Here is a 20382-nt window from a genome sequence, read left to right as displayed (position 1 = left end):
TTTCTCCTATTTCAGTTCTGCTAAAAAGTCGTTAATTTGTTGCTTGCTTTTACGGTCACGATTGACAAATCGGCCGATTTCCTTGTCCTTTTCTAGCACAACAAGACTAGGAATGCCGTACACATCCCAGAGTTTAGCCAGATCCAGATACTGGTCTCGGTCCACTCGAATAAAGGTGAACTCTGGATTGGTCTCCTCAATCTCTGGCAAGGCTGGATAGATATAACGACAATCGCCACACCAGTCCGCCACAAAAAGGAAGACCTTCTTGCCATCTTGCTCTACAAAACCTGCTAGTTCTTCTATACTATTGGGAGTAATCATAAGACTTCCTCCTCATAGACTAGGTCTTCATTTTCATAGACAAAGGTATAGTGACGACCATCCTCGAAAATGACTCCTCCGACGAGTCGCTCTAGACTACTTTCGTAGACTTGAACATAGAGAGTCGCAATCTCACCCATATCTGAGAAAAGTTCGCGCACGATAGCGGTCAACTCTTCTTGAGTCTTCATAAGTTTGTGGTTATCTGCTGCTTTTTTAGCCCCTAAAGCAAGGGCACTTAGACCAGCCACAGTCAAGCCAGTCATCCATAATTTCTTAGCTTTCATACCATTCATTGTAACACAAAAAGGGCTCTAGGACAAATAGGGAAGCCGTATAGGAGCAAGGCAATTAAAAACCTCTGAGATTATTCTCAGAGATTAGAAGATAACTAGTTGCTATTTTCAACTGCTGCAGTAACAAAGGCAGTGTAGAGTTCTTCTGGACGGTTTGGGCGGCTGGAAAGTTCAGGGTGATACTGACACGCCACAAAGAATTTATTTTCAGGTATCTCCACAATTTCTACCAAACGATTATCTGGAGAAACTCCTGAAAAGACAAAGCCTGCTGCCTCAAACTGTTCACGAAAGGCGTTGTTAAACTCATAACGGTGACGGTGACGACGTTGCACCACTTCTTGATTATGATAAGCAGCCGCTGCTTTAGAGCCACGTTTCAACTTAGATGGATAAAGTCCCAAACGAAGGGTGCCACCCATATCCTCAACATCAACCTGGTCACGCATGATATCAATGATAGGGTATTTTGTATCTGGTGCAAGTTCTGCAGAATTAGCACCTTCAAGACCCAAAACGTGACGAGCAAACTCGATACAAGTCAACTGCATTCCCAAGCAGACTCCCAACATAGGAACATCATTCTCACGCGCATAACGGATGGCTTGAATTTTTCCTTCCGTACCACGTTGACCAAAACCGCCTGGTACGATGATTCCGTCCGCATCAGACAAGAGCTCTGCTACATTCTCTGCTGTCACATCATTGGCATTGATCCAATTAATCTTCACTTCTGCGTCGTTGGCATACCCAGAGTGTTTTAAGGCTTCGATCACAGAGATGTAGGCATCTTGCAACTCCACATACTTACCGACAAGGGAAATCTTGACATGTTTTTTCAGGTTCATGACCTTGTCCACCATGGCTGACCACTCTGTCATATCCGCTGCTGGTGCGTCTAGTTTCAAATGGTCACAAACAATTTGGTCCATGCCTTGCGCCTGTAAATTCAATGGAATTTGGTAAAGGTGTTCAACATCCAAAGATTCAATAACAGCTTCTGGAGCTACGTCACAAAACTGAGCTAGTTTATTTTTAATTCCCTGACCAGCTGGTTTTTCTGTACGAATGACCAACATATTTGGCTGGATTCCCAAACCACGCAATTCTTTTACAGAGTGTTGAGTTGGCTTGGTCTTCATTTCACCAGCAGCCTTGAGATAAGGAAGCAAGGTTGTATGGATGTACATGACATTATCTGCACCCACATCTGCCTTCATCTGACGAAGGGCCTCTAGGAATGGCAAGGACTCGATATCTCCAACGGTTCCACCAACCTCTGTAATAATGACATCAGAGTCTGTCGTTACAGCAGCACGCTTGATTTTTTCTTTCAAAGCATCTGTGATATGAGGAATGACTTGAACAGTTGCCCCAAGGTATTCGCCACGGCGTTCCTTACGAAGAACTTCACTGTAGATTTTACCAGTTGTCACATTGGAATATTTGTTAAGATTGATATCGATGAAACGTTCATAGTGACCCAAGTCCAAATCTGTCTCAGCCCCATCATCTGTCACAAAGACTTCCCCATGCTGGTAAGGACTCATGGTTCCCGGATCGATATTGATATAAGGGTCAAACTTCTGAATAGTCACTTTAAGACCACGATTTTTCAAGAGACGGCCCAGACTTGCTGCGACAATCCCTTTCCCAATAGACGACACCACACCACCAGTTACAAAAATATATTTCGTAGACATAGATTCCTCTTTCTAAAATGCTCAAGGCCTTGTTAACTACGAGGGGAGATAGAAAACAAGACCCTTATGAATAACGACTTTTCAAGAAAACTTCCTGAAAAACAAAAATAGCTCCCTAGTAACTAGGGAGCCCCGACCTCTAAAAGAGGTGCCCGAACAATATAATACCTTAAAGCAGAACATTTGTCAACCCGAATCGGTAAAACCTGAAAATAAGAAGATTACTTTCAGAAAACCAACTAAAGATCCACATCCAAACAGATGACTTGCTCAAGGAACGAAAAAGGAGATCAGGCGATCTCCTCTGTGAAGTCTTTTACTCTTCTTCACTCGTTTCAGCATCATCGTCAGAAAACTCGTCGTCTTCTTCGTTAAGATCCACGTCTTCACCCAAGTCATCAGGAGCGATTTCGTTGATTTCTGCATCGTAAGCTTCCACTTCATTTTTCTCATCATCTGGATTTTCATCATCATATGAAAGAGCTGGGTCTGCTTCGTATGCATCTTCATCTTCTGGATCATCTGCATTGTAGTCAATGGCATCTGAATCACCATCCATGAAGGCATTGACACGTTTTTTCTTGGCTTTTGGAGCTACTTCATCGTCATCACTTTCTTCAAGAGCGATGATTTCTTCGTCGATTTCGTCTACACCATACCATGAACGAAGACCCCATTTGTTGTCCCCAAGAGAGATGAAGCTACCGTCAAAGTTCAACTCTGTGTAGAACAAAGGCAAAGCTTCGCGGATATCGCTGTTTGATGTTCCAAGGTAGTTTTGAATTTCATTTACAAGATCGCTAAAATGCATCTCATGATCGCGACCACGAAGTTCCAAGATAGCACGCGCTACCTCAATCATAGATAGTTCACTTTTTTCTTGCCCAGCAAATACTTCTAATTCCAAAGCGTTTCTCCTCATTTTTACTACTATCGCCAGAGCAGACAGACTCTGACCTCATTTTATCATGTACTCTTTATTGTACGATAATTTTGCGGAATAGTCAAAGGTTAAATGGGAGAAAGTGACAGGACTTTTTATTTCTTTGCTACCCAGCCGATGGTGTCGCTTGGTGGATTTTCGGTATCAATCCAGATGAATTCGATGCCGATGATATATGAAATTAAACTGCAATACTATACTTCTCAGGATGGTTCGAACTTACGGAATTTGTTATGTAGTAACCTGCTTTCTAAATTGTTGGCTAACCATTCTAGTATATCATTTTAAGAAAATACAAATCAATTGAATCATTCCTTAGAAATTATAAAAAATTCCCTTTACTCTATTGCTAGCTTACAAGTTTTAAAATCTAAAAAATTATCAGTTATTGTTTGAACTAACTAATCTTAGTTTAAGATGTTATTTATAAAATGTGTAAATACTCGTTGATTTTAGCTGATGATAATTCTTCACTAAAAAATATATATTCTATTCCTTTTTTTGAATTACCCGCACTATAGTTTAACATATAAGGGAAATGCTCAAATTTTGAGTACATATTTTGGATTTCCTCGTGAAAATCATATGTAAGAACCCATTTATGTTTACTCATATATTTGTCAATAGTGTCTCGTAATTCTAAATGATCTATGTGTTCATAAAAATTTGTGTACAATTGTTTTCCCTTAACATAATATGGTGGGTCAAAAAAAGTCAGAGACCGTTTTGTACGATTAATATTATTTTTAATAAATTCAATAGCATCTATATTATACAAATTGATTCTACTCTTATTTTTAGCAATTAATTCAATCTTATTTATCAATACTTCTGTATTATATCTGCAATCCATTTTATAATTTCCCATTTGGGCTCTGCCACCTATGGGACCAGCTTGAATAATTCCTGATCGATTAGTTCTATTTAGATAAAATGTAGAGAAACCTAATGTAAGTAAGTCGACATTTTCTTTGTTTCTTTGAATATCTTGCTGCTTATCCCATTCTTCAATCGTAAATACTGCCTCTTTTACTTTTTTTATAAAAGAATCAGTATTATGTAAAATTGAAAACCACATTGCATAAATGGATTTATCAAAATCATTTAACATTATTTTTTTTACGTCATTATTAAGCAACAATTTTAATGCTACTGCAGCCCCACCACAAAACGGCTCTATATAAGTATCAATATTGTTATTCTCTACCAAATATTTAACATACTGATAAGTTTTATTTTTTCCCCCAGGATAGCGTAGCGGGCTAAAATTATCCATTATTCACTCCTTCATACAATCTATTAAATACAATAGAGAAAAAATTTTGATACTTACTGCAAGTGGTTTTAATATCAATGGAACTTATAGTGGTCCCGTAATCATGAATTAAACCATTTAATGTTTCTATATCATTAGTATTTTTTAACGCCTTTACTTCCTCTTTATTTAATAACCCTTTATCAGATAAATGTCCTTTAACTGTGGTAATAAGGGAGGATAAATTATCAGCAGGCTTCTTAACTGAGAATAAGTCTATGTAAGCTTTAGTAGTATATTCAATTAACGCACGAAGTAAAAATGCAATTATGATATATTCGTCGTTACTATGTGATAAAGAGTTGTATTTTTGTAAGTTTCTTATCACTCCACAAATTTTAAAATACTTGGGATTAGCTGATAACTTTGATAAAGACTCATCATACCACCGTTGGTTAAATAAAACTTGATATTCCTGTTGCTGATTATTAATCGCTATATTTAAACATATTGGAAAATGTTTAGTTTGTCCATTATATTTAACATCGATAGTGTACGTCCCGTTTTCAGAAATAGACTCTATAATATTATCTGTAATTACGATATTTTGATGATTGCAACTAATTAAAAGCCTAGAATATTCTGAACTTTTTCTTGAAACTTTATTATTTTTATCATCTCGCAATTCAATATCATCAGCTAAATCATAATTTTCTCGTTGTATAGTAACTGATTGCTTGGGAACAAAGAATTTATATTTTGTTTCTTGATTTTGTGTGTCATTATTATTCGTAGTATTCTCACGCGTATCATTTGCTGGTAAGTTAGGAGTCTCTTTATTATCTCCCACACTATCTTCAGTAGTTTTTGTATCATTACTTATAGGAGTATTTTTTAATGACTCTTCATTAGAACCGTTGATTTTTTCAGATTCTTTATATTCCTTAATTTTGTCAGCTAAACCTGGTATTACTTTGTCACTTTTGACAATTTCATTCCATTGTCCTTGTACACTAAATACCCGTGTATCTAATTTTTTATCAATCCAAACTGCTTTACCTAATAATCCTAATATTTCATGATAGACTTTTTCATTTTTTGCTACAACTTGAAAATCATCATTAAACTCAAGTTTTAACTCTTTAATCAATGGTCTTGAAACTCTCGACACAAGAACATCTGTATCTAAATGCGTTAACTTTTCCAAATCAGACTTATAAATTTTGGCTGCATTATAAACTGAAGTTAAATAATTTAGTTGTTGTATAGCATTTCTTATCGCAACTTTTCCTTCTGGAGTAATATTTTTAATATTATCTAAAGCTTCATCACTTGATAATCCCTTTTCCCTATATTGGGTATAAAGATTATGGTAAAATACCCTTTTATCAGTCGCACTCCATGTCTTAATCCCATCAACATGTTTTGCACTAATTTTAAAAAGCGCTTCGTCTCTAGTATCTTCTTTTACTACATCACAACTAACTTCAAAATCACTTAGATTCAGATTTAATTGTTTAAGTTTATTTCTTTCTGAACTTGTTAATAGAGATGAATACTGAAACAAAAGTTTCAGCGAAGCAATTCTTCGATTACCTTCTAATACAGTATAATTAATCTTTCCAGCATTTCTGCTTTTTAAAACGATAATACGTTCACCTATTGTGTTATACCCGTTTTCTCCAATTTGAAATGCAAGTTCTTTAATCTGCTCAAATTCAACCAAATATTTGACTATTTCTTCTTCAGTATTAAAATCAAACATTGAAAATCTAGGGTTATTAAAATCTAAATTAATTTCTAAAGGATTTAAAACTACAGTATCAAACATATATATTCCTTTCACAACTGCTACATTTATAATTGATATTATAACACAAAAAACACGGCATTACACCGTGTTTCTGTGTTTATTTCACCAACTTCTTCATCTCATCAATACGCGCCACTGTCGCGTCGTATTTGGCTTGGTAGTCGGCTTGTTTGTCGCGTTCTTTTTGGACGACTTCTGGTTTGGCGTTGGCTACGAAGCGTTCGTTAGAGAGCTTCTTACCGACCATATCCAGTTCTTTTTGCCATTTAGCCAGTTCCTTGTCGAGACGAGCCAGTTCCTCTTCGACATTGAGGAGGTCAGCGAGTGGCAAGTAGATTTCTGCTCCTGTGATGACGCTTGACATTGCGAGTTCAGGTGCAGGGATAGTTGATGCGATTTCCAAGTGTTCTGGATTTGTGAAGCGTTTGATGTAGTTGACATTGCTGTTAAAGAAGGCTTCCAAGTCGCTATCGCTTGTCTTAACAAGAATCGTGATTGGCTTGCTTGGTGCAACGTTTACTTCTGCTCGCGCATTCCGAACGGCACGAATCAAGTCTTTGAGACTTTCCACACCAGTGTGAGCCGCAAGATCTTCAAAGGCTGGGTTGACAGTTGGGTATTCTGCTGTAACGATCGAACCTTCTGAGATTTGCCCAAAGATTTCCTCTGTCACAAATGGCATGATTGGGTGGAGGAGACGAAGGATCTTGTCCAAGGTGTAAAGGAGAACAGAACGTGTGATGACTTTCTCTTCTTCGTTATCGCTATAAAGGACTTCCTTGGTCAATTCGACGTACCAGTCCGCAAACTCGTCCCAGATGAAGTTGTAGAGGATATGTCCAGCAACACCAAACTCAAACTTGTCAAAGTTTTCAGTGACTTTTCCGATCGTTTCATTGAGGTTGTGGAGAATCCAGCGGTCTGTGACATTTCCAGCTTCCTTGTTAACCACTTTTTCGACATTAGCAGTTGCTTGCTCAAGGGTCAAACCTTCATTATTCATGAGGATGTAGCGAGAGATGTTCCAAATCTTGTTAATGAAGTTCCATGAAGCATCCATTTTCTCGTAAGAGAAGCGCACGTCTTGCCCTGGTGCAGAACCGTTTGAAAGGAACCAACGAAGGGCATCGGCACCGTATTTCTCGATAACATCCATCGGGTCAATCCCATTGCCGAGAGATTTAGACATCTTGCGTCCTTGCTCGTCACGAATGAGACCGTGAATCAGAACGTTTTGGAATGGCTGACGGCCAGTGAATTCCAAGGATTGGAAGATCATACGAGACACCCAGAAGAAGATGATGTCGTAACCTGTTACCAAGGTTGAAGTTGGGAAGTAACGTTTGAAGTCTTCTGAGTCGACATCAGGCCAGCCCATGGTTGAGAATGGCCAAAGGGCAGAACTGAACCAAGTATCCAAGACGTCTTCGTCCTGAGTCCATCCGTCACCTTCTGGTGCTTCTTCACCGACGTACATTTCACCCTCAGCATTGTACCAAGCAGGGATTTGGTGCCCCCACCAGAGCTGACGAGAGATTACCCAGTCATGGACATTTTCCATCCATTGGAGGAAGGTATCGTTGAAACGAGGTGGGTAGAATTCTACCTTGTCGTCTGTGTCTTGGTTGGCAATGGCATTCTTAGCCAATTGGTCCATCTTGACGAACCATTGAGTAGACAAGCGTGGCTCAACTACAACACCTGTACGTTCTGAGTGACCAACACTGTGAACACGTTTTTCAATTTTAACGAGAGCGCCGATTTCTTCTAACTTAGCAACAACTGCCTTACGAGCTTCAAAGCGATCCATGCCTGCAAATTCGAAGGCCAAGTCGTTCATAGTTCCGTCGTCGTTCATGACGTTAACTTGTGGCAAGTTATGACGTTGACCAACCAAGAAGTCGTTTGGATCGTGGGCAGGTGTGATTTTCACAACACCCGTACCAAACTCAGGATCAGCATGCTCATCCCCAACGATTGGAATCAATTTATTAGCGATTGGAAGGATGACATTTTTACCAATCAAGTCCTTGTAGCGTGGGTCTTCTGGATTGACCGCAACCGCAACGTCCCCAAACATGGTCTCAGGACGAGTTGTCGCAACTTCAAGGGCGCGTGAACCGTCTTCCAGCATGTAGTTCATATGGTAGAAGGCACCTTCCACATCCTTGTGAATCACCTCGATATCGGAAAGGGCTGTGCGAGCTGCTGGGTCCCAGTTGATGATAAACTCACCACGATAGATCCAGCCTTTCTTGTAAAGGTCCACAAAGACCTTGCGAACAGCTTTTGACAAACCTTCGTCAAGGGTGAAACGCTCGCGAGAGTAGTCTACAGAGAGCCCCATCTTGCCCCATTGTTCCTTGATGGTAGTGGCATATTCGTCTTTCCATTCCCAGACTTTCTCGAGGAATTTCTCACGACCAAGGTCATAGCGGGAAATGCCCTCACCACGCAAGCGCTCATCAACCTTAGCCTGAGTGGCAATCCCCGCGTGGTCCATCCCTGGAAGCCAAAGGGTGTCAAAACCTTGCATCCGTTTTTGACGGATGATAATATCCTGCAAAGTCGTGTCCCAAGCGTGACCAAGGTGGAGTTTACCAGTTACGTTTGGTGGTGGAATAACGATAGAATAAGGCTTAGCCTTTTTATCGCCAGAAGGCTTGAAAACATCTTCGTCAAGCCATTTTTGGTAACGACCAGCCTCAACCTCGGCTGGATTGTATTTAGGTGAAAGTTCTTTAGACATGTGTTTGTCCTTTCTCTATTGTATTCATTTTATCTTGAATCTGCTTAGCAACTTCTTCTGCAGACAGATTCGTATTATTTATTTTAAGATAGTGGTGCAACTCATTCGGTTGGTTTTGAGAATTTAATTGAAGGGTTTCAGTGGTCTCTAAAATTTCTCTTTCAGATACCTCAATATGTCGTTTTAAGGGTTTGTGCTTTAATCGATTCTCCGTTCGATTTCGATGTAAGCACTCTTCAAGACTTGTTTCCAACTCCACAAAAAGAATCTCTTGATGATAGTCATCCAACAAATTCTGAATTTGCTTCAAATACAGCAGCTGGTACTGATTTGAAAAATCAATTACGTCTGTTAAAATCACCGATCGATGATTCCGAGCGCTTGTTTCAAGAAAAGAAAAGGTAATCCCTCGAACAAACTCCCACATTTCCTCTGTAAAGTCCTGATAGATTTCTAGTGCAAAATCGATGACTTGATGGTTATAAAAGAGGGTAGCATCTGTCAGTCGAGATAACTCTTGACCAATCGTCATTTTGCCAGAAGCCGGAGCCCCAATGATGAAAATGTGCATCAAACCACCTCCCACTCACTCCTCAGCAAGCCATATATGAGACTGTCACAGCGGTTACCTTGAGCATCTTTGCGGTCTCTTATGCGAGCTTCAAGAGTGAAACCGAGTTTTTCAGCGACGCGTTGACTTTGGACATTGTATCCAAAGCAGACCAGTTCTATCTTGTGAAGCCCCAATTCTTTAAAGCCTAGGTCAATCAAGGCTCGCGCTGCTTCTGGGACATAGCCTCGTCCCCAATAGTCTGGGTGTAAGGTATAGCCAATCTCCAACACATCATCTGCGTGGCGGTGATTGAAGTCAACAGAACCAATGACTTTATCAGTTCCTTTGACGACAATTCCATAGCCAGCTGGGAGATTTTCCTTTTGATTGCGCTCAGGAAGGATATGCTCCAGGTAATAAATCTCATCTTCCAAGGTCTTGACGGGTGGAAAGTCTGCTGGATAGGCAACTTCTGGCAGACTAGCATAGGCATGGATATCTTCGGCATCCGCCACTGTACGGACTCGTAAAACAAGACGTTCTGTTTCGATTCGTTCTGGCAACTCTACTCTTGTCATCCTTCTACCTCGCTTTCTACAAAAAATCGCCCCTGCCATATCCATGACAGGGACGAATGTGTTAATCCGCGGTACCACCCAATTTCGGGCAAAGCCCGCAACTCTCGTCTTTATAATAAAAAGACAATATTATTTCATTTTTCACCCATCAGCAACCAGTTTTGACACATTTGTGGACTTCTCAGCACCGCCACTTTCTGTAAAATGTGGGATTCAAAACACCTCTGATGGCTTTATTGTAGCAAGTTTTTGACGGAAATGCAAGGGACAAGAAAAATTACTTGAAGCTAATTCCGAGCTCTTTTAATTTCTTTATGGTAGCTGGGCCGATTCCCTTCAAGGCAAGGAGTTCTTTTTCAGTCCAGTTTTTGAAGTCAGAAGCTGACTTGATGCCTTCATCATAGAAAGTCTTCGCGCGATCTACTGAAAGGCCACCCAAAGTAGCTGCGAAATCTTCTACTGAATTGGCTACTTTTTGAGCCTGTTCCTTGGTCGCTTCTACTGCTTGTTCCACTTTTTTAGAGACGACTTTTCCTGCTTGGCTGGCAGATTTTTCTGCGTGTTTCACAACTTTCTTGGTCTCTTCGACAACTTTGGTCACCGTACCTGAAAATGCACCTGAGCGACGAAGGCTATTTCGCAATTGTTTTTTACGTTGGAGTTTCTTTGACATGATAAAATCCTTTCAATAAAAAATCCCTGCTCTGACAAGGATTTAATAAAGATATTTTATCAATATTTCGACGAAAAATCAAGAAAGGAAATAAGATTCCCCTTAAAAATCTAGCCGTTTTTTCCTTTCAAACTAGTTTGACAATGATTCGACTTCTTGATAAAATATGCAGTAATGTGCAAGACTGATTCACGTAAAAAGCTGACAAGGAGAACAATATGAATAACGAAAGTTACTTTGACGGTGGTCTTTTGAGCTACGTTGGACATGCTATCCTAGCCATGCTTATCATGGGATTTACTGTTGGAATCGCTACACCATGGGCAGTTTGTATGATGCAAAACTGGAAGGTTAAGCACACTGTCATCGATGGACGTCGCCTTTATTTTGACGGAACAGGTTCTCAATTATTCGGGAACTGGATCAAGTGGTTCTTGCTCACCATCATCACCTTGGGCATCTATTCATTCTGGTTACATATCAAAATGGAACAATGGATCACAAAACACACACATCACGTATAAACAAAAAAAGTGCGTTCATACGCACTTTTTGATTTGTAACGATTAATAGTTTCGCTCACCAAACAAGCCCTCTGGCAAATCATGAAATCCCTTGCCTGCTTTGAAGTTTTCAAACTTACCAAGCAAGAACTGATAAGCATCCAAGCGACTTTCGTAGCGAATCATGGCATCTTTGGCACGTTCGTCTTGGTCTTCTTCGTAGACTTTTTGACTTTCCTTATGCGCCATATCGTTGATCATGATCTGGGTATTGACCCAGGCTTCAAATTCCTTCATAAATTCTTGTTCGTAACTCATTGATTCTCCTTATTCTAATCCACGGAAATAGTCCGTATCAATCTCTCGGTAGGGCTGGATATCCTGAACATACTCTAGCACGCCTTGGAATTCCCCGTTTTCATCGTGTACTGCGGCATAGGTGATGTGGACAAACTTGCCTCGCGACTCTGACTTGAACCACATCTCATACTTGTCCTTTCTACCTTCACGAAGACCTCTCATAACAGCCTTCACCTTTTCTAGGTACTTAGGCGGATGGCAGAGTTCAACATTGCGCCCAACTTGGGACGGTGTCCGTTTGAAAATCATCTCATCGGCAGGCGTATTGTCATTGTAATACTGAAAAATATCGTCTTTATTGACAAAGGTAATCTCCATAGGGAGATGATTGAGGATGAGGTTGGCCTGCTCAACTGAGAGATAGCCATTTCCAAAAGCTTGTTGACTATGACGGTCCAGCACTGCTTCCTTTTCCTTAGGGGTAAAGGTAATAGTAAACTGGCCTTCAGGCGTATTGATGACTTGCTGAACTTGACCTTCAGTCGTGTCTAGCTGCACGGGCTCCTCTGCGCTCTTTTCCTCAACGAAACTCTGGCGCTCTGGCACCCATTTCTCTGACGGACGGATGATGGCATAGCCGTAGGCATCGCTCTCCTCCGCAATCTGAATCCAGTCATCCTGGGTGAAGGACTCAAGAAGAATCATGAGGAGGATGGACTCTTCCTTGAAAATCATACTTTCAAACTCTGTCGCAAAAGCTTCAAAGGCCTCCTTTACAGTGGAAATCGCCACTTCTGGTAGTGCCTTAGCCGTCTCTAGAGCTGTCTGAAAGAGTTCTCTGATCTGATCATCCACTCCCCACATAACTTTTGGAGGTGAATCGTGACCATAGCGCTCCATGATGGGAAAAAAGAGCTCTTCCTTGCGCTGATAGTGGAGGTCAAATTGCCCCAACAGCCCCATTTGACGGACCAAGCCCTTGCGCATCTCTGCCAGCATTTCCTCATCTTCCATAGACTCATAGGTATCCAACAGTCTCCGAATGCGAATCAAAGCTGCACGGAGAGCCAGATTTTCATCCTTGAAAACGCGAACTGGGTGGCCAGGGTGTTCAGTATCCTCCACTTCGACGCCCTTAACAGCATTTTTAAAAAGATTAGCATGGACATCACAGAGTTCCATGACATCTTCAAAGGTGACTCCTGAATCTGAGTTCATCAATTCGTGCTCCATGAGAGAAATCTCGATAGCTGAAACACCTGTAAAAGTCGCATCAAAACGCTCCTGAACCGACTCAGGAGAGGCACCATTGTGCAATTCTAGCAAAATATCCCGTAGGATATGAATCCGTTCATCTGCCATTAGTCTAATCCAATCACTTCATAGCCGTTTGCTTCTAGCGTGCGGACAATCTTGTCCATAGGAGTTCCTTCGAGTTTAGAACCCTGCTTAAGCGATACTTTGCGCCCAACAGTGTTGCGCATCAAGGGATTAGCAAGTGGTTTAAAACCGAGCTCTACTAGGATTTCCAAGACTTCCGGGTGCTTGTCTACCACTTCTGCAACGGGAATTGACACATCGATGATATTGTCCATGACGACCTCCATGTATGTTCTAATACTCAATGAAAATCAAAGAGCAAACTAGGAAGCTAGCCGCAGGTTGCTCAAAACAGTGTTTTGAGGTTGTGGATAGAACTGACGAAGTCAGTAACCATACCTACGGCAAGGTGAAGCTGACGTGGTTTGAAGAGATTTTCGAAGAGTATAAAATGATTTTACTGCTTATATTATACCATATGGAAAGAGATTAAAAAACTAGCAGAAGAGTTCCTGCTAGTTTCTTTCATTTCAAGTTATTCCTTATCATCTGGTTTTGCGAGCCACTGGGCTACATCCATCAGCTTGTCAGCAAGCAGTACTTTCCCGAAACCTACTAGAGCATTGTCATCTCTTTTCATGTTCTTCAGTACTTTGATGCTTTGCATCACAAAAAAGTAATTCCCGTAAGTCTTGGCTAGAATTTTAATGAATCCCATATTACTCTCCTTCGATGATTTCGACCTCTTTTCGGATAGTATCAACGTCTCTTTGATATTGCACTTCATTGTAGTTGACTAGCTTGGACAATTCCTGTTGCAATCTTTCTCCCATCGGTTTCATGGTCGCAAAGGTTAAGCCCCCAGAAATGACTCCACCTAGGATAGGGATCACTTTCCCCATCCCTTTAGCTAGGCCTCCTTTTGTCAGATTGACACCAAAAATTTTCAAAACTTTTTCTAAAATTGGATACCAAAGAGTTTTTGTCAAGGCTTTCTTGTTCACTACTTTTATGACTTGCTTGGCTACTGTCACACCACCTGATCGAAGTAGGGCACCTGCGCCATTTACTCCCAGCATCACACCGAGATACAGTAGGAGTGTGTTTTTAGCTTCCTCGCTTAACTCATTGCGCGATGCCCAGAGATCATCAAATCCGTAAATATACCCTAGTTCCTGAGCTAGCTTTAACGAGAAAGCGTAAAACTGGGCTACATCTGTCGGAATAGTAATCGCCATGACAAGGCCTCCAGGTAAACCTGCCAAAACCGAAGTTCCACTGGCTAACAGGACATTGTCCTTAATACAGGCCTTTGCCACTCGGTCCAAGCTTTCCTGAGGTAACAAAGAAGTTGGCCCTTGTTCTAATAAGGTTGCAATATCCTTGCGATCTAATTCCTTGGAAAACTTTTCTACTAAAAATTTCTCTCGATCAACTTTGACTACGGGTAGTTTCACCACTTGTTGTAGTACTTGCATAGCTATATCTTGTTTAGCCATATATCTCTCCGTTTTTCATTTATATCAAGCTTTATCATATCATACTATTTGAAATTTACAAATTTTTTAAACTGCGTTTTACAAGGGCAATATATCGATGATTAGCAAACAAACTACTCCGACAAGAAAAAAGAGGGGAATCCCCTCTTTCTTATACTCAATGAAAATCAAAGAGCAAACTAGGAAGCTAGCCGCAGGCTGTACTTGAGTACGGAAAGGCGACGCTGACATGGTTTGAATTTGATTTTCGAAGAGTATTAGTTCTTATCCAGATTGCGTAGCATTGCGTCAATCTTGTTTCCATATTCGATGGATTCGTCTTTGACGAAGGTCAAATCTGGGATTTTGTACAATTTCAAATTGCGACCAAGTTCACGTTTGATGGTACCAGTTGCTTTTTCAAGCCCGATTTGAGCTTTTTGATTATCTGAAGCAAGGTTACTCAAAATGGTGTAGTAAACCTTGGCAACAGACAAGTCACCTAGCATCTGAACATCTGTGATGGTCACACCTTGAACACGGGGATCACGGACTTTCTTTTGCAAAATCTCATTGACTTCACGCTTGATTTCCATGCCTACACGATCCGTACGGAAATGATTTGTCATGATATTCCTTTCTCTACTTTGAACCAAAAGCTAGGCCAGCAGACCTAGCTATTTCTGTTAGATAGAGGAACTAGAGCCATTTGAATCTAGGAAACAAGCCTTTGATAGAACTAAAGTTCATCAAGGCGCTGTTGACAACGAGTCAAATGAGCTATCGTTTCTCTATTATCGTTTGATTTCTTCCATGACATAGGCCTCAATCACATCATCAGTCTTGATATCATTGTAGCCATCAATCATCAATCCACCTTCACGACCGTTTGTAACTTCTTTGACGTCGTCTTTGTAGTGTTTCAAGCTGGCGAGTTCGCCATCATAGATTACGACACCGTCACGGATAACACGGACTTTAGAATCACGGGTAACCTTACCGTTGATAACCATGAATCCACCGATGGTTCCCACTTTAGATACCTTGAAGGTTTCACGGATAACTGCTTCACCGATAACTTTTTCTTCAAATTCTGGGTCAAGCATCCCTTTCATAGCTTCTTCCATCTCTTCGATAACCTTGTAAATAATGCTGTGGAGACGGATTTCTACATCGTCAGCTTCCGCTTGTTGACGAGCTTGTGGTGTAGGGCGTACGTTGAAACCAACGATAAAGGCATTTGAAGCTTCGGCAAGAGTCACGTCAGACTCATTGATGGCACCGACCGCTGAGTGAACGATGGTAACTTTGACACCTTCTACGTCAATCTTTTGAAGTGAGGCAGAAAGGGCTTCAACAGAACCTTGTACGTCGGCCTTGATGATGACATTAACTGACTTGAGCTCACCAGCTTTAAGTGTATCAAAGAGGTTTTCAAGGCTGACACGTTGGGTAGCTTGACGTTGTTTCATGAGGGCACGTTTCGCACGCTCTTCACCGGCTGCACGCGCAGATTTTTCATCTTCGTAAACGGCAAAGTGGTCACCTGCCATTGGCGCTTCGTTCAGACCTGTGATAGAAACTGGTGTTGATGGTCCAGCCACCTTGACACGACGACCAAGGTCATTGGTCATAGCACGGACACGACCGAAGGTATTTCCGACAACGATTGGATCTTGGACATTCAAGGTACCTTGTTGAACAAGAAGGGTTGCGACCGCACCTTTTCCTTTATCCAAACGAGCTTCGATAACCGTACCGATCGCACGAACTGTTGGGTCTGCTTTGAGTTCTTGGATTTCAGCCACAAGAAGGACTGTTTCCAACAATTCTTCGATATTTTGGTTGAATTTAGCTGAGATTTCAACAAATTCAGAATCTCCACCCCAAGCTGTTGACATAACACCATGCTCTGCCAATTCACCGATAACACGTTCTGGGTTGGCACCTGGTTTATCAATCTTGTTGATAGCTACGATGATTGGAACGTTGGCCGCTTTTGAGTGGTTGATGGCTTCGATAGTCTGAGGCATAACCCCGTCGTCGGCCGCTACAACCAAGATAGTAATATCGGTAACAGATGCACCACGCGCACGCATAGAAGTAAAGGCCGCGTGTCCTGGTGTATCAAGGAAGGTAATCTTCTTGCCATTTTCCACGATTTGGTAAGCACCGATATGCTGAGTGATACCACCTGCTTCACCTGTCGCTACACGAGAGTTACGAAGGGTATCTAAGAGGGTTGTCTTACCATGGTCAACATGTCCCATGATGGTTACAACTGGTGGACGCTCAACCAATTCATCTTCATTGAGATAGCCATCTTCGACAAAGAAACGTTCGATGTCAGCATTATCCACTTCAACCTTTTGTTTGGCTTCGATACCGTAATCCACCATGAGGAGTTCGATGGTTTCTCCATCCAAGGATTGGTTTTGTGTGGCCATGACACCCATCATAAAGAGTTTCTTAACGATTTCTGCTGGTTCACGTTTGATACGTTTTGCGATTTCCGCAACAGTCATACCATCTGTATACTCAAATTCTGTTGGCAATTCGTGGAACTTACGCTCTGTAACAGGTTTTGGAGTCTGGTTACGGTTGTTTTGCTTGTTCCCTTTTTTATTTTTCTTGTTGTTATTCCAGTTACTATTTCTTTGATTTCTCACTTGATTCTGACTACTTCGATTCTTTTGTTGTTTTCTAGGACCATCTTCTTCGTGATCATAATCATCACGTTCTTTGTCTGGTCGAGCTTGTTTTTTACGACGTGTATCCACTGGCGCTTCTTTCGCTACAGGAGCTACTGTTACTGCTGGCTGCGTTTGTTCAGCTAGCTTAGCAGCTTCTTCAAAGATTTCCTCTGGCTCCTTGCGTTTGTTAGCTTGAGCCAAGGCTTCTTTGGCTGCTTGCGATTGTTTGAAGCGCTCCTCGCTTGAGCGTGCGTACTCTGCATTTTGCTCTGCTTTTAGGGCTGCTGCACGGGCTTTAAAGTCAACACGTGGACCAGCTTGTTTTGGCTGGAAGTCTTGTTGCTGACGGCGATCATTGCCACGATTCCCTTGACCTTGTGGTTTTTTCCCTTGGTCGTTAAATCGGCGGTTGTCGCGGTTTCCTTGACCAGGTTTGCTACCATTACGACCGTCGTTTTTTTGACGGTTGCCGTTTTGTTGTTGGTCACGGTTGTTGCCCTTGTTTTGTTTGCGTCGCTCTGCCTGCTCTTTGGCACGCGCCTCACGCTCCGCTTTGAAGTTTCGACTTTGTGGTCTTGCGGCCACTACTTTTTCTTCCTTAGGAGCTGCAGATGCAGCTGGTTTACTTTCTTCCTTAGCGGCTACTGGTTTAGCTGATACAGGCTTTTCTGCTTTCTTTTCTACACTTGCTTTTGGTGCTGCAGGTTTTGCTTCTGCCTTAGGAGCAGGTGCAGGTTTAAAGCTAGCTGCGATTTGTTCAGCAGCAGCAGCTTCCACACTCGATGAGTGGCTCTTCACATCCAAGCCCAACTCTTTTGCACGCGCTACAACTTCTTTACTTTCTTTTCCAAGTTCTTTTGCGATTTCGTACAATCTTTTCTTAGACAAATCATGTCCTCCTCTTCTATTCCATAAGAGACCTCATTTTCTTTGTAAATCCAGCATCTGTCACAGCCAAAACCTTTCTCGATTTTCCGACTGCTATGCTTAATTCCAGTGTTGAAAACACGGTTATAACTTCTACTTGATAATAGTCACTTTTATCTTGAATCTTCTTGGTCAGATTGGGACCAGCATCATTGGCTAGAAAGACTAGCTTGGCTTTCTGGTCTTGGATGGCTTTAACCACCAATTCCTCACCCGATATGATCCGGCCTGCTCGTTGAGCAAGTCCCAAGAGATTGCTTATCTTTTGCTTATTCAAGTCCTAACTCTCTTCTTTTCACTTTGTGATCCACATAGGCGATCAACTCGTCATAAAAGCTTTCTTCCACTTCCATGTTAAAGCTGCGGTTAAAGACTTTCTTCTTTTTGGCCTCTAGGGCTTCTGCATTGTCTAGCTTGATATAAGCGCCACGACCATTGGCCTTGCCTGTCGGATCGATAAAAACCTGTCCTTCTTTATTCTTGACAATGCGGAGCAAATCACGCTTATCAATCACTTCGTTGGATACAACAGACTTGCGCAAAGGGATTTTTCTTGTTTTCATCTTTCCCTCCTCTAGCAGCTTTTATTCTTCTGTCAATTCGTCCGCAGCTGCGTAATCCACTTGACCTGCTTCTTCCATAGCTTCAAACTCGCTGGCAGACTTGATATCGATACGGTAACCCGTCAAATGAGCTGCCAAGCGAACGTTTTGTCCACGACGACCGATAGCAAGAGAAAGCTTGTTATCAGGCACAACGACTAAGGCACGTTTGCTGTCGTTTTCATCAAAGATAACTTGGTCAACCTCTGCCGGTGCGATGGCATTGTAGATAAACTCAGCTGGATCTGCTACCCACTCGATAACGTCGATGTTTTCTTCGACAGGAATCATGCGGTCGCTCTTAGCATCGTAACGAGCTGGGTGGAATTTGCTGGTGATTTTCTTGATATTAGCACCACCACGTCCAACGATTGTACCGATAGCGTCCACGTTTGGATTGTGGCTACGAACGGCAACTTTCGTACGGTCACCAGCTTCGCGGGCTACGCTCATGATTTCGACAGTTCCATCGTACACTTCTGGAATTTCTTGCTCCATCAAACGTTTGATCATTTCTGGATGGCTACGGCTAACAAAGACGTTGACACCACGAGGATTGTCTTCAACCTTGTAAACGTAGACTTCGATACGGTCATGGGAAGCAAAAACTTCTCCAGGGATTTGGTCTTGTTTTGACAATTGGGCTTCGATGCTGCCAAGGTTGACGTAAATAAAGCGGTTGTCAAATCGTTCTACTGTACCAGACATGATTTCTTGTTCATGTTCTTTATAAGTATTGTAGGTGATGGCACGTGTTTGCTTGCGCATTTTTTCCATGATGGTTTGTTTGGCAGATTGGGCTGCTACACGACCAAACTCAGCTGGTGCTTCTTCAAACTTGATTTTGTCACCAAGCTCATAGGCTGAATTAATGGCAAGGGCATCTTTCAAGCTGATTTCCAAACGGCTATCAAATACTTCATCAACAACTTCACGGACAGTATAAACTGTAAAGTCTCCTGTTTTTTCATTGAAGTCAATAGCTACGCTGTCTGATTGACCATAGCGTCTGCGATAAGCGGAACGAAGCGACTCTACTACTGCGTCGATGATGTCTTCTTTTTTGATTCCCTTGTCTTCTTCCAAAATGCGGAAGGCCTCTAGCATTTCTTTACTCATGTTCTTTTTACTTTTGAATCCTCAAAAGATATCCTTTCTTTTCTATAGTTTTACTGCTAAACGTGCTTTTGATACTAAACTGTATGGAATTTGGACGGTTTTCTTACGTGTCTTGTCCATATACTCCATAGTCAACTCGTCCTCTTCAAAGGACAGCAAGGTTCCTTCAAAGACTTTTTGCTTATCGATGGCTTGGTAGAGCCCGACATGGATGTATTTCCCAACTGCTCCAGCGACAGCATCCTTGGTTTTCAAAGGACGTTCCAAGCCTGGACTGGTGATTTCTAGGAAATATTGTTCTGGGAAGGGATCAGGCTTGATGGTATCTAGGACAGGACTGATGATTTCTGTCAGGTCTGCCGTGTCGTTCAAGGTAATTCCTTCGGGTTTATCTACAAAAATACTAAGAATCATGTCACTGCCAATCTTTCCATACTCGATATCCACGAGCTCGAAAGGCGCTTGGATGACAGGTTCTACAACTTCTCTGACTAATTCTACGATTGTTGCGATTGCGTCCACCTCCTCATAAGCAAGAGGCGAAGATATTTCC

Annotated in this window: 22 protein-coding genes; 1 reads left to right on the top strand and 21 read right to left on the bottom strand. The window is 41.7% G+C overall.

Features of this window, described 5'->3' with window-relative positions:
- Window positions 1–6: 6 nt before the first annotated feature.
- The 10 genes from MK395_RS09415 to MK395_RS09370 all read right to left on the bottom strand — a co-directional run bounded on the left by MK395_RS09415 (window position 7) and on the right by MK395_RS09370 (window position 10887).
- Window positions 7–324, bottom strand: a complete 318-nt coding sequence (locus MK395_RS09415; RefSeq protein WP_045618132.1) for a thioredoxin family protein — start codon at window positions 322–324, stop codon at window positions 7–9.
- Window positions 321–620, bottom strand: coding sequence for a DUF4651 domain-containing protein (locus tag MK395_RS09410; protein ID WP_002875970.1), 300 nt, complete (start codon window positions 618–620; stop codon window positions 321–323). The genes MK395_RS09415 and MK395_RS09410 overlap by 4 nt, the downstream gene beginning before the upstream one ends.
- 95 nt (window positions 621–715) lie before the next feature.
- Window positions 716–2323, bottom strand: coding sequence for a CTP synthase (locus MK395_RS09405; protein ID WP_268711745.1), 1608 nt, complete (start codon window positions 2321–2323; stop codon window positions 716–718).
- A 316-nt stretch (window positions 2324–2639) separates the two neighbouring features.
- Window positions 2640–3230, bottom strand: coding sequence for a DNA-directed RNA polymerase subunit delta (gene rpoE, locus MK395_RS09400; RefSeq protein ID WP_000418415.1), 591 nt, complete (start codon window positions 3228–3230; stop codon window positions 2640–2642).
- A gap of 460 nt (window positions 3231–3690) precedes the next feature.
- The gene (locus tag MK395_RS09395; RefSeq protein ID WP_000368590.1) at window positions 3691–4542 is read right to left on the bottom strand and encodes a DNA adenine methylase; all 852 of its coding nucleotides are present in this window, start codon (window positions 4540–4542) and stop codon (window positions 3691–3693) included.
- Window positions 4535–6352, bottom strand: coding sequence for a hypothetical protein (locus MK395_RS09390; protein WP_268711744.1), 1818 nt, complete (start codon window positions 6350–6352; stop codon window positions 4535–4537). Before MK395_RS09390 ends, MK395_RS09395 begins: the two co-directional genes overlap by 8 nt.
- 79 nt (window positions 6353–6431) lie before the next feature.
- Window positions 6432–9083, bottom strand: a complete 2652-nt coding sequence (locus tag MK395_RS09385; protein ID WP_268711743.1) for a valine--tRNA ligase — start codon at window positions 9081–9083, stop codon at window positions 6432–6434.
- The gene (locus MK395_RS09380; RefSeq protein WP_268711742.1) at window positions 9076–9654 is read right to left on the bottom strand and encodes an AAA family ATPase; all 579 of its coding nucleotides are present in this window, start codon (window positions 9652–9654) and stop codon (window positions 9076–9078) included. The genes MK395_RS09385 and MK395_RS09380 overlap by 8 nt, the downstream gene beginning before the upstream one ends.
- Complete coding sequence (locus tag MK395_RS09375) at window positions 9654–10214, bottom strand: GNAT family N-acetyltransferase (RefSeq protein ID WP_268711741.1); 561 nt, start codon at window positions 10212–10214, stop codon at window positions 9654–9656. Before MK395_RS09375 ends, MK395_RS09380 begins: the two co-directional genes overlap by 1 nt.
- Window positions 10215–10491: 277 nt before the next feature.
- A complete protein-coding gene (locus MK395_RS09370) occupies window positions 10492–10887 on the bottom strand; it encodes a helix-hairpin-helix domain-containing protein (protein WP_216728887.1) in 396 nt (131 codons plus the stop codon).
- A gap of 218 nt (window positions 10888–11105) precedes the next feature.
- Between MK395_RS09370 and MK395_RS09365 the strand changes: the two genes are divergently transcribed.
- Window positions 11106–11411 (top strand): DUF898 family protein, encoded by a 306-nt coding sequence (locus tag MK395_RS09365; RefSeq protein WP_001058555.1) that lies wholly within the window; start codon window positions 11106–11108, stop codon window positions 11409–11411.
- Window positions 11412–11453: 42 nt separating this feature from the next.
- Here MK395_RS09365 and MK395_RS09360 read toward each other — a convergent pair whose 3' ends face one another.
- From MK395_RS09360 to rimP, 11 genes are all read right to left on the bottom strand, one after another.
- The gene (locus MK395_RS09360) at window positions 11454–11708 is read right to left on the bottom strand and encodes a DUF1912 family protein (RefSeq protein ID WP_000119707.1); all 255 of its coding nucleotides are present in this window, start codon (window positions 11706–11708) and stop codon (window positions 11454–11456) included.
- Window positions 11709–11717: 9 nt separating this feature from the next.
- Window positions 11718–13052: a DUF438 domain-containing protein gene (locus tag MK395_RS09355; RefSeq protein ID WP_268711740.1), complete on the bottom strand. Its 1335-nt coding sequence runs from the start codon at window positions 13050–13052 to the stop codon at window positions 11718–11720.
- A complete protein-coding gene (locus tag MK395_RS09350) occupies window positions 13052–13285 on the bottom strand; it encodes a DUF1858 domain-containing protein (RefSeq protein WP_000368739.1) in 234 nt (77 codons plus the stop codon). Before MK395_RS09350 ends, MK395_RS09355 begins: the two co-directional genes overlap by 1 nt.
- A 260-nt stretch (window positions 13286–13545) precedes the next feature.
- Entirely contained in the window at window positions 13546–13728 is a 183-nt protein-coding gene (locus MK395_RS09345; RefSeq protein ID WP_268711739.1) for a hypothetical protein, read from the bottom strand.
- Window position 13729: 1 nt separating this feature from the next.
- Window positions 13730–14509: a hypothetical protein gene (locus tag MK395_RS09340; protein WP_001118422.1), complete on the bottom strand. Its 780-nt coding sequence runs from the start codon at window positions 14507–14509 to the stop codon at window positions 13730–13732.
- Window positions 14510–14766: 257 nt separating this feature from the next.
- Window positions 14767–15117, bottom strand: a complete 351-nt coding sequence (gene rbfA / locus MK395_RS09335; protein ID WP_268711738.1) for a 30S ribosome-binding factor RbfA — start codon at window positions 15115–15117, stop codon at window positions 14767–14769.
- 165 nt (window positions 15118–15282) lie between these two features.
- Entirely contained in the window at window positions 15283–18069 is a 2787-nt protein-coding gene (gene infB, locus MK395_RS09330; protein WP_268711737.1) for a translation initiation factor IF-2, read from the bottom strand.
- Window positions 18070–18085: 16 nt separating this feature from the next.
- Window positions 18086–18385, bottom strand: a complete 300-nt coding sequence (locus MK395_RS09325; protein WP_049485014.1) for a YlxQ-related RNA-binding protein — start codon at window positions 18383–18385, stop codon at window positions 18086–18088.
- Window positions 18378–18671, bottom strand: coding sequence for an RNase P modulator RnpM (gene rnpM, locus MK395_RS09320; protein ID WP_000857560.1), 294 nt, complete (start codon window positions 18669–18671; stop codon window positions 18378–18380). Before rnpM ends, MK395_RS09325 begins: the two co-directional genes overlap by 8 nt.
- A gap of 21 nt (window positions 18672–18692) precedes the next feature.
- Window positions 18693–19829: a transcription termination factor NusA gene (gene nusA, locus MK395_RS09315; protein WP_000032278.1), complete on the bottom strand. Its 1137-nt coding sequence runs from the start codon at window positions 19827–19829 to the stop codon at window positions 18693–18695.
- A 42-nt stretch (window positions 19830–19871) separates the two neighbouring features.
- Window positions 19872–20351: a ribosome maturation factor RimP gene (gene rimP, locus MK395_RS09310; RefSeq protein ID WP_000338692.1), complete on the bottom strand. Its 480-nt coding sequence runs from the start codon at window positions 20349–20351 to the stop codon at window positions 19872–19874.
- Window positions 20352–20382 lie beyond the last annotated feature (31 nt).

The organism is Streptococcus oralis, assembly GCF_026782085.1.
Lineage (GTDB): Bacteria > Bacillota > Bacilli > Lactobacillales > Streptococcaceae > Streptococcus > Streptococcus oralis_DA.
This window is presented reverse-complemented; position numbering and strand designations above follow the sequence as displayed.

Coding starts and splice junctions, on each gene's coding strand:
- MK395_RS09355 (WP_268711740.1), bottom strand. CDS start 13,052: ATGGCAGATGAACGGATTCATATCCTACGGGATATTTTGCTAGAATTG.
- MK395_RS09365 (WP_001058555.1), top strand. CDS start 11,106: ATGAATAACGAAAGTTACTTTGACGGTGGTCTTTTGAGCTACGTTGGA.
- MK395_RS09385 (WP_268711743.1), bottom strand. CDS start 9,083: ATGTCTAAAGAACTTTCACCTAAATACAATCCAGCCGAGGTTGAGGCT.
- MK395_RS09410 (WP_002875970.1), bottom strand. CDS start 620: ATGAATGGTATGAAAGCTAAGAAATTATGGATGACTGGCTTGACTGTG.
- MK395_RS09370 (WP_216728887.1), bottom strand. CDS start 10,887: ATGTCAAAGAAACTCCAACGTAAAAAACAATTGCGAAATAGCCTTCGT.
- MK395_RS09345 (WP_268711739.1), bottom strand. CDS start 13,728: ATGGGATTCATTAAAATTCTAGCCAAGACTTACGGGAATTACTTTTTT.
- MK395_RS09390 (WP_268711744.1), bottom strand. CDS start 6,352: ATGTTTGATACTGTAGTTTTAAATCCTTTAGAAATTAATTTAGATTTT.
- MK395_RS09380 (WP_268711742.1), bottom strand. CDS start 9,654: ATGCACATTTTCATCATTGGGGCTCCGGCTTCTGGCAAAATGACGATT.
- MK395_RS09360 (WP_000119707.1), bottom strand. CDS start 11,708: ATGAGTTACGAACAAGAATTTATGAAGGAATTTGAAGCCTGGGTCAAT.
- MK395_RS09415 (WP_045618132.1), bottom strand. CDS start 324: ATGATTACTCCCAATAGTATAGAAGAACTAGCAGGTTTTGTAGAGCAA.
- MK395_RS09395 (WP_000368590.1), bottom strand. CDS start 4,542: ATGGATAATTTTAGCCCGCTACGCTATCCTGGGGGAAAAAATAAAACT.
- rbfA (WP_268711738.1), bottom strand. CDS start 15,117: ATGACAAATCATTTCCGTACGGATCGTGTAGGCATGGAAATCAAGCGT.
- MK395_RS09340 (WP_001118422.1), bottom strand. CDS start 14,509: ATGGCTAAACAAGATATAGCTATGCAAGTACTACAACAAGTGGTGAAA.
- MK395_RS09375 (WP_268711741.1), bottom strand. CDS start 10,214: ATGACAAGAGTAGAGTTGCCAGAACGAATCGAAACAGAACGTCTTGTT.
- rnpM (WP_000857560.1), bottom strand. CDS start 18,671: ATGAAAACAAGAAAAATCCCTTTGCGCAAGTCTGTTGTATCCAACGAA.
- MK395_RS09350 (WP_000368739.1), bottom strand. CDS start 13,285: ATGGACAATATCATCGATGTGTCAATTCCCGTTGCAGAAGTGGTAGAC.
- MK395_RS09405 (WP_268711745.1), bottom strand. CDS start 2,323: ATGTCTACGAAATATATTTTTGTAACTGGTGGTGTGGTGTCGTCTATT.
- nusA (WP_000032278.1), bottom strand. CDS start 19,829: ATGAGTAAAGAAATGCTAGAGGCCTTCCGCATTTTGGAAGAAGACAAG.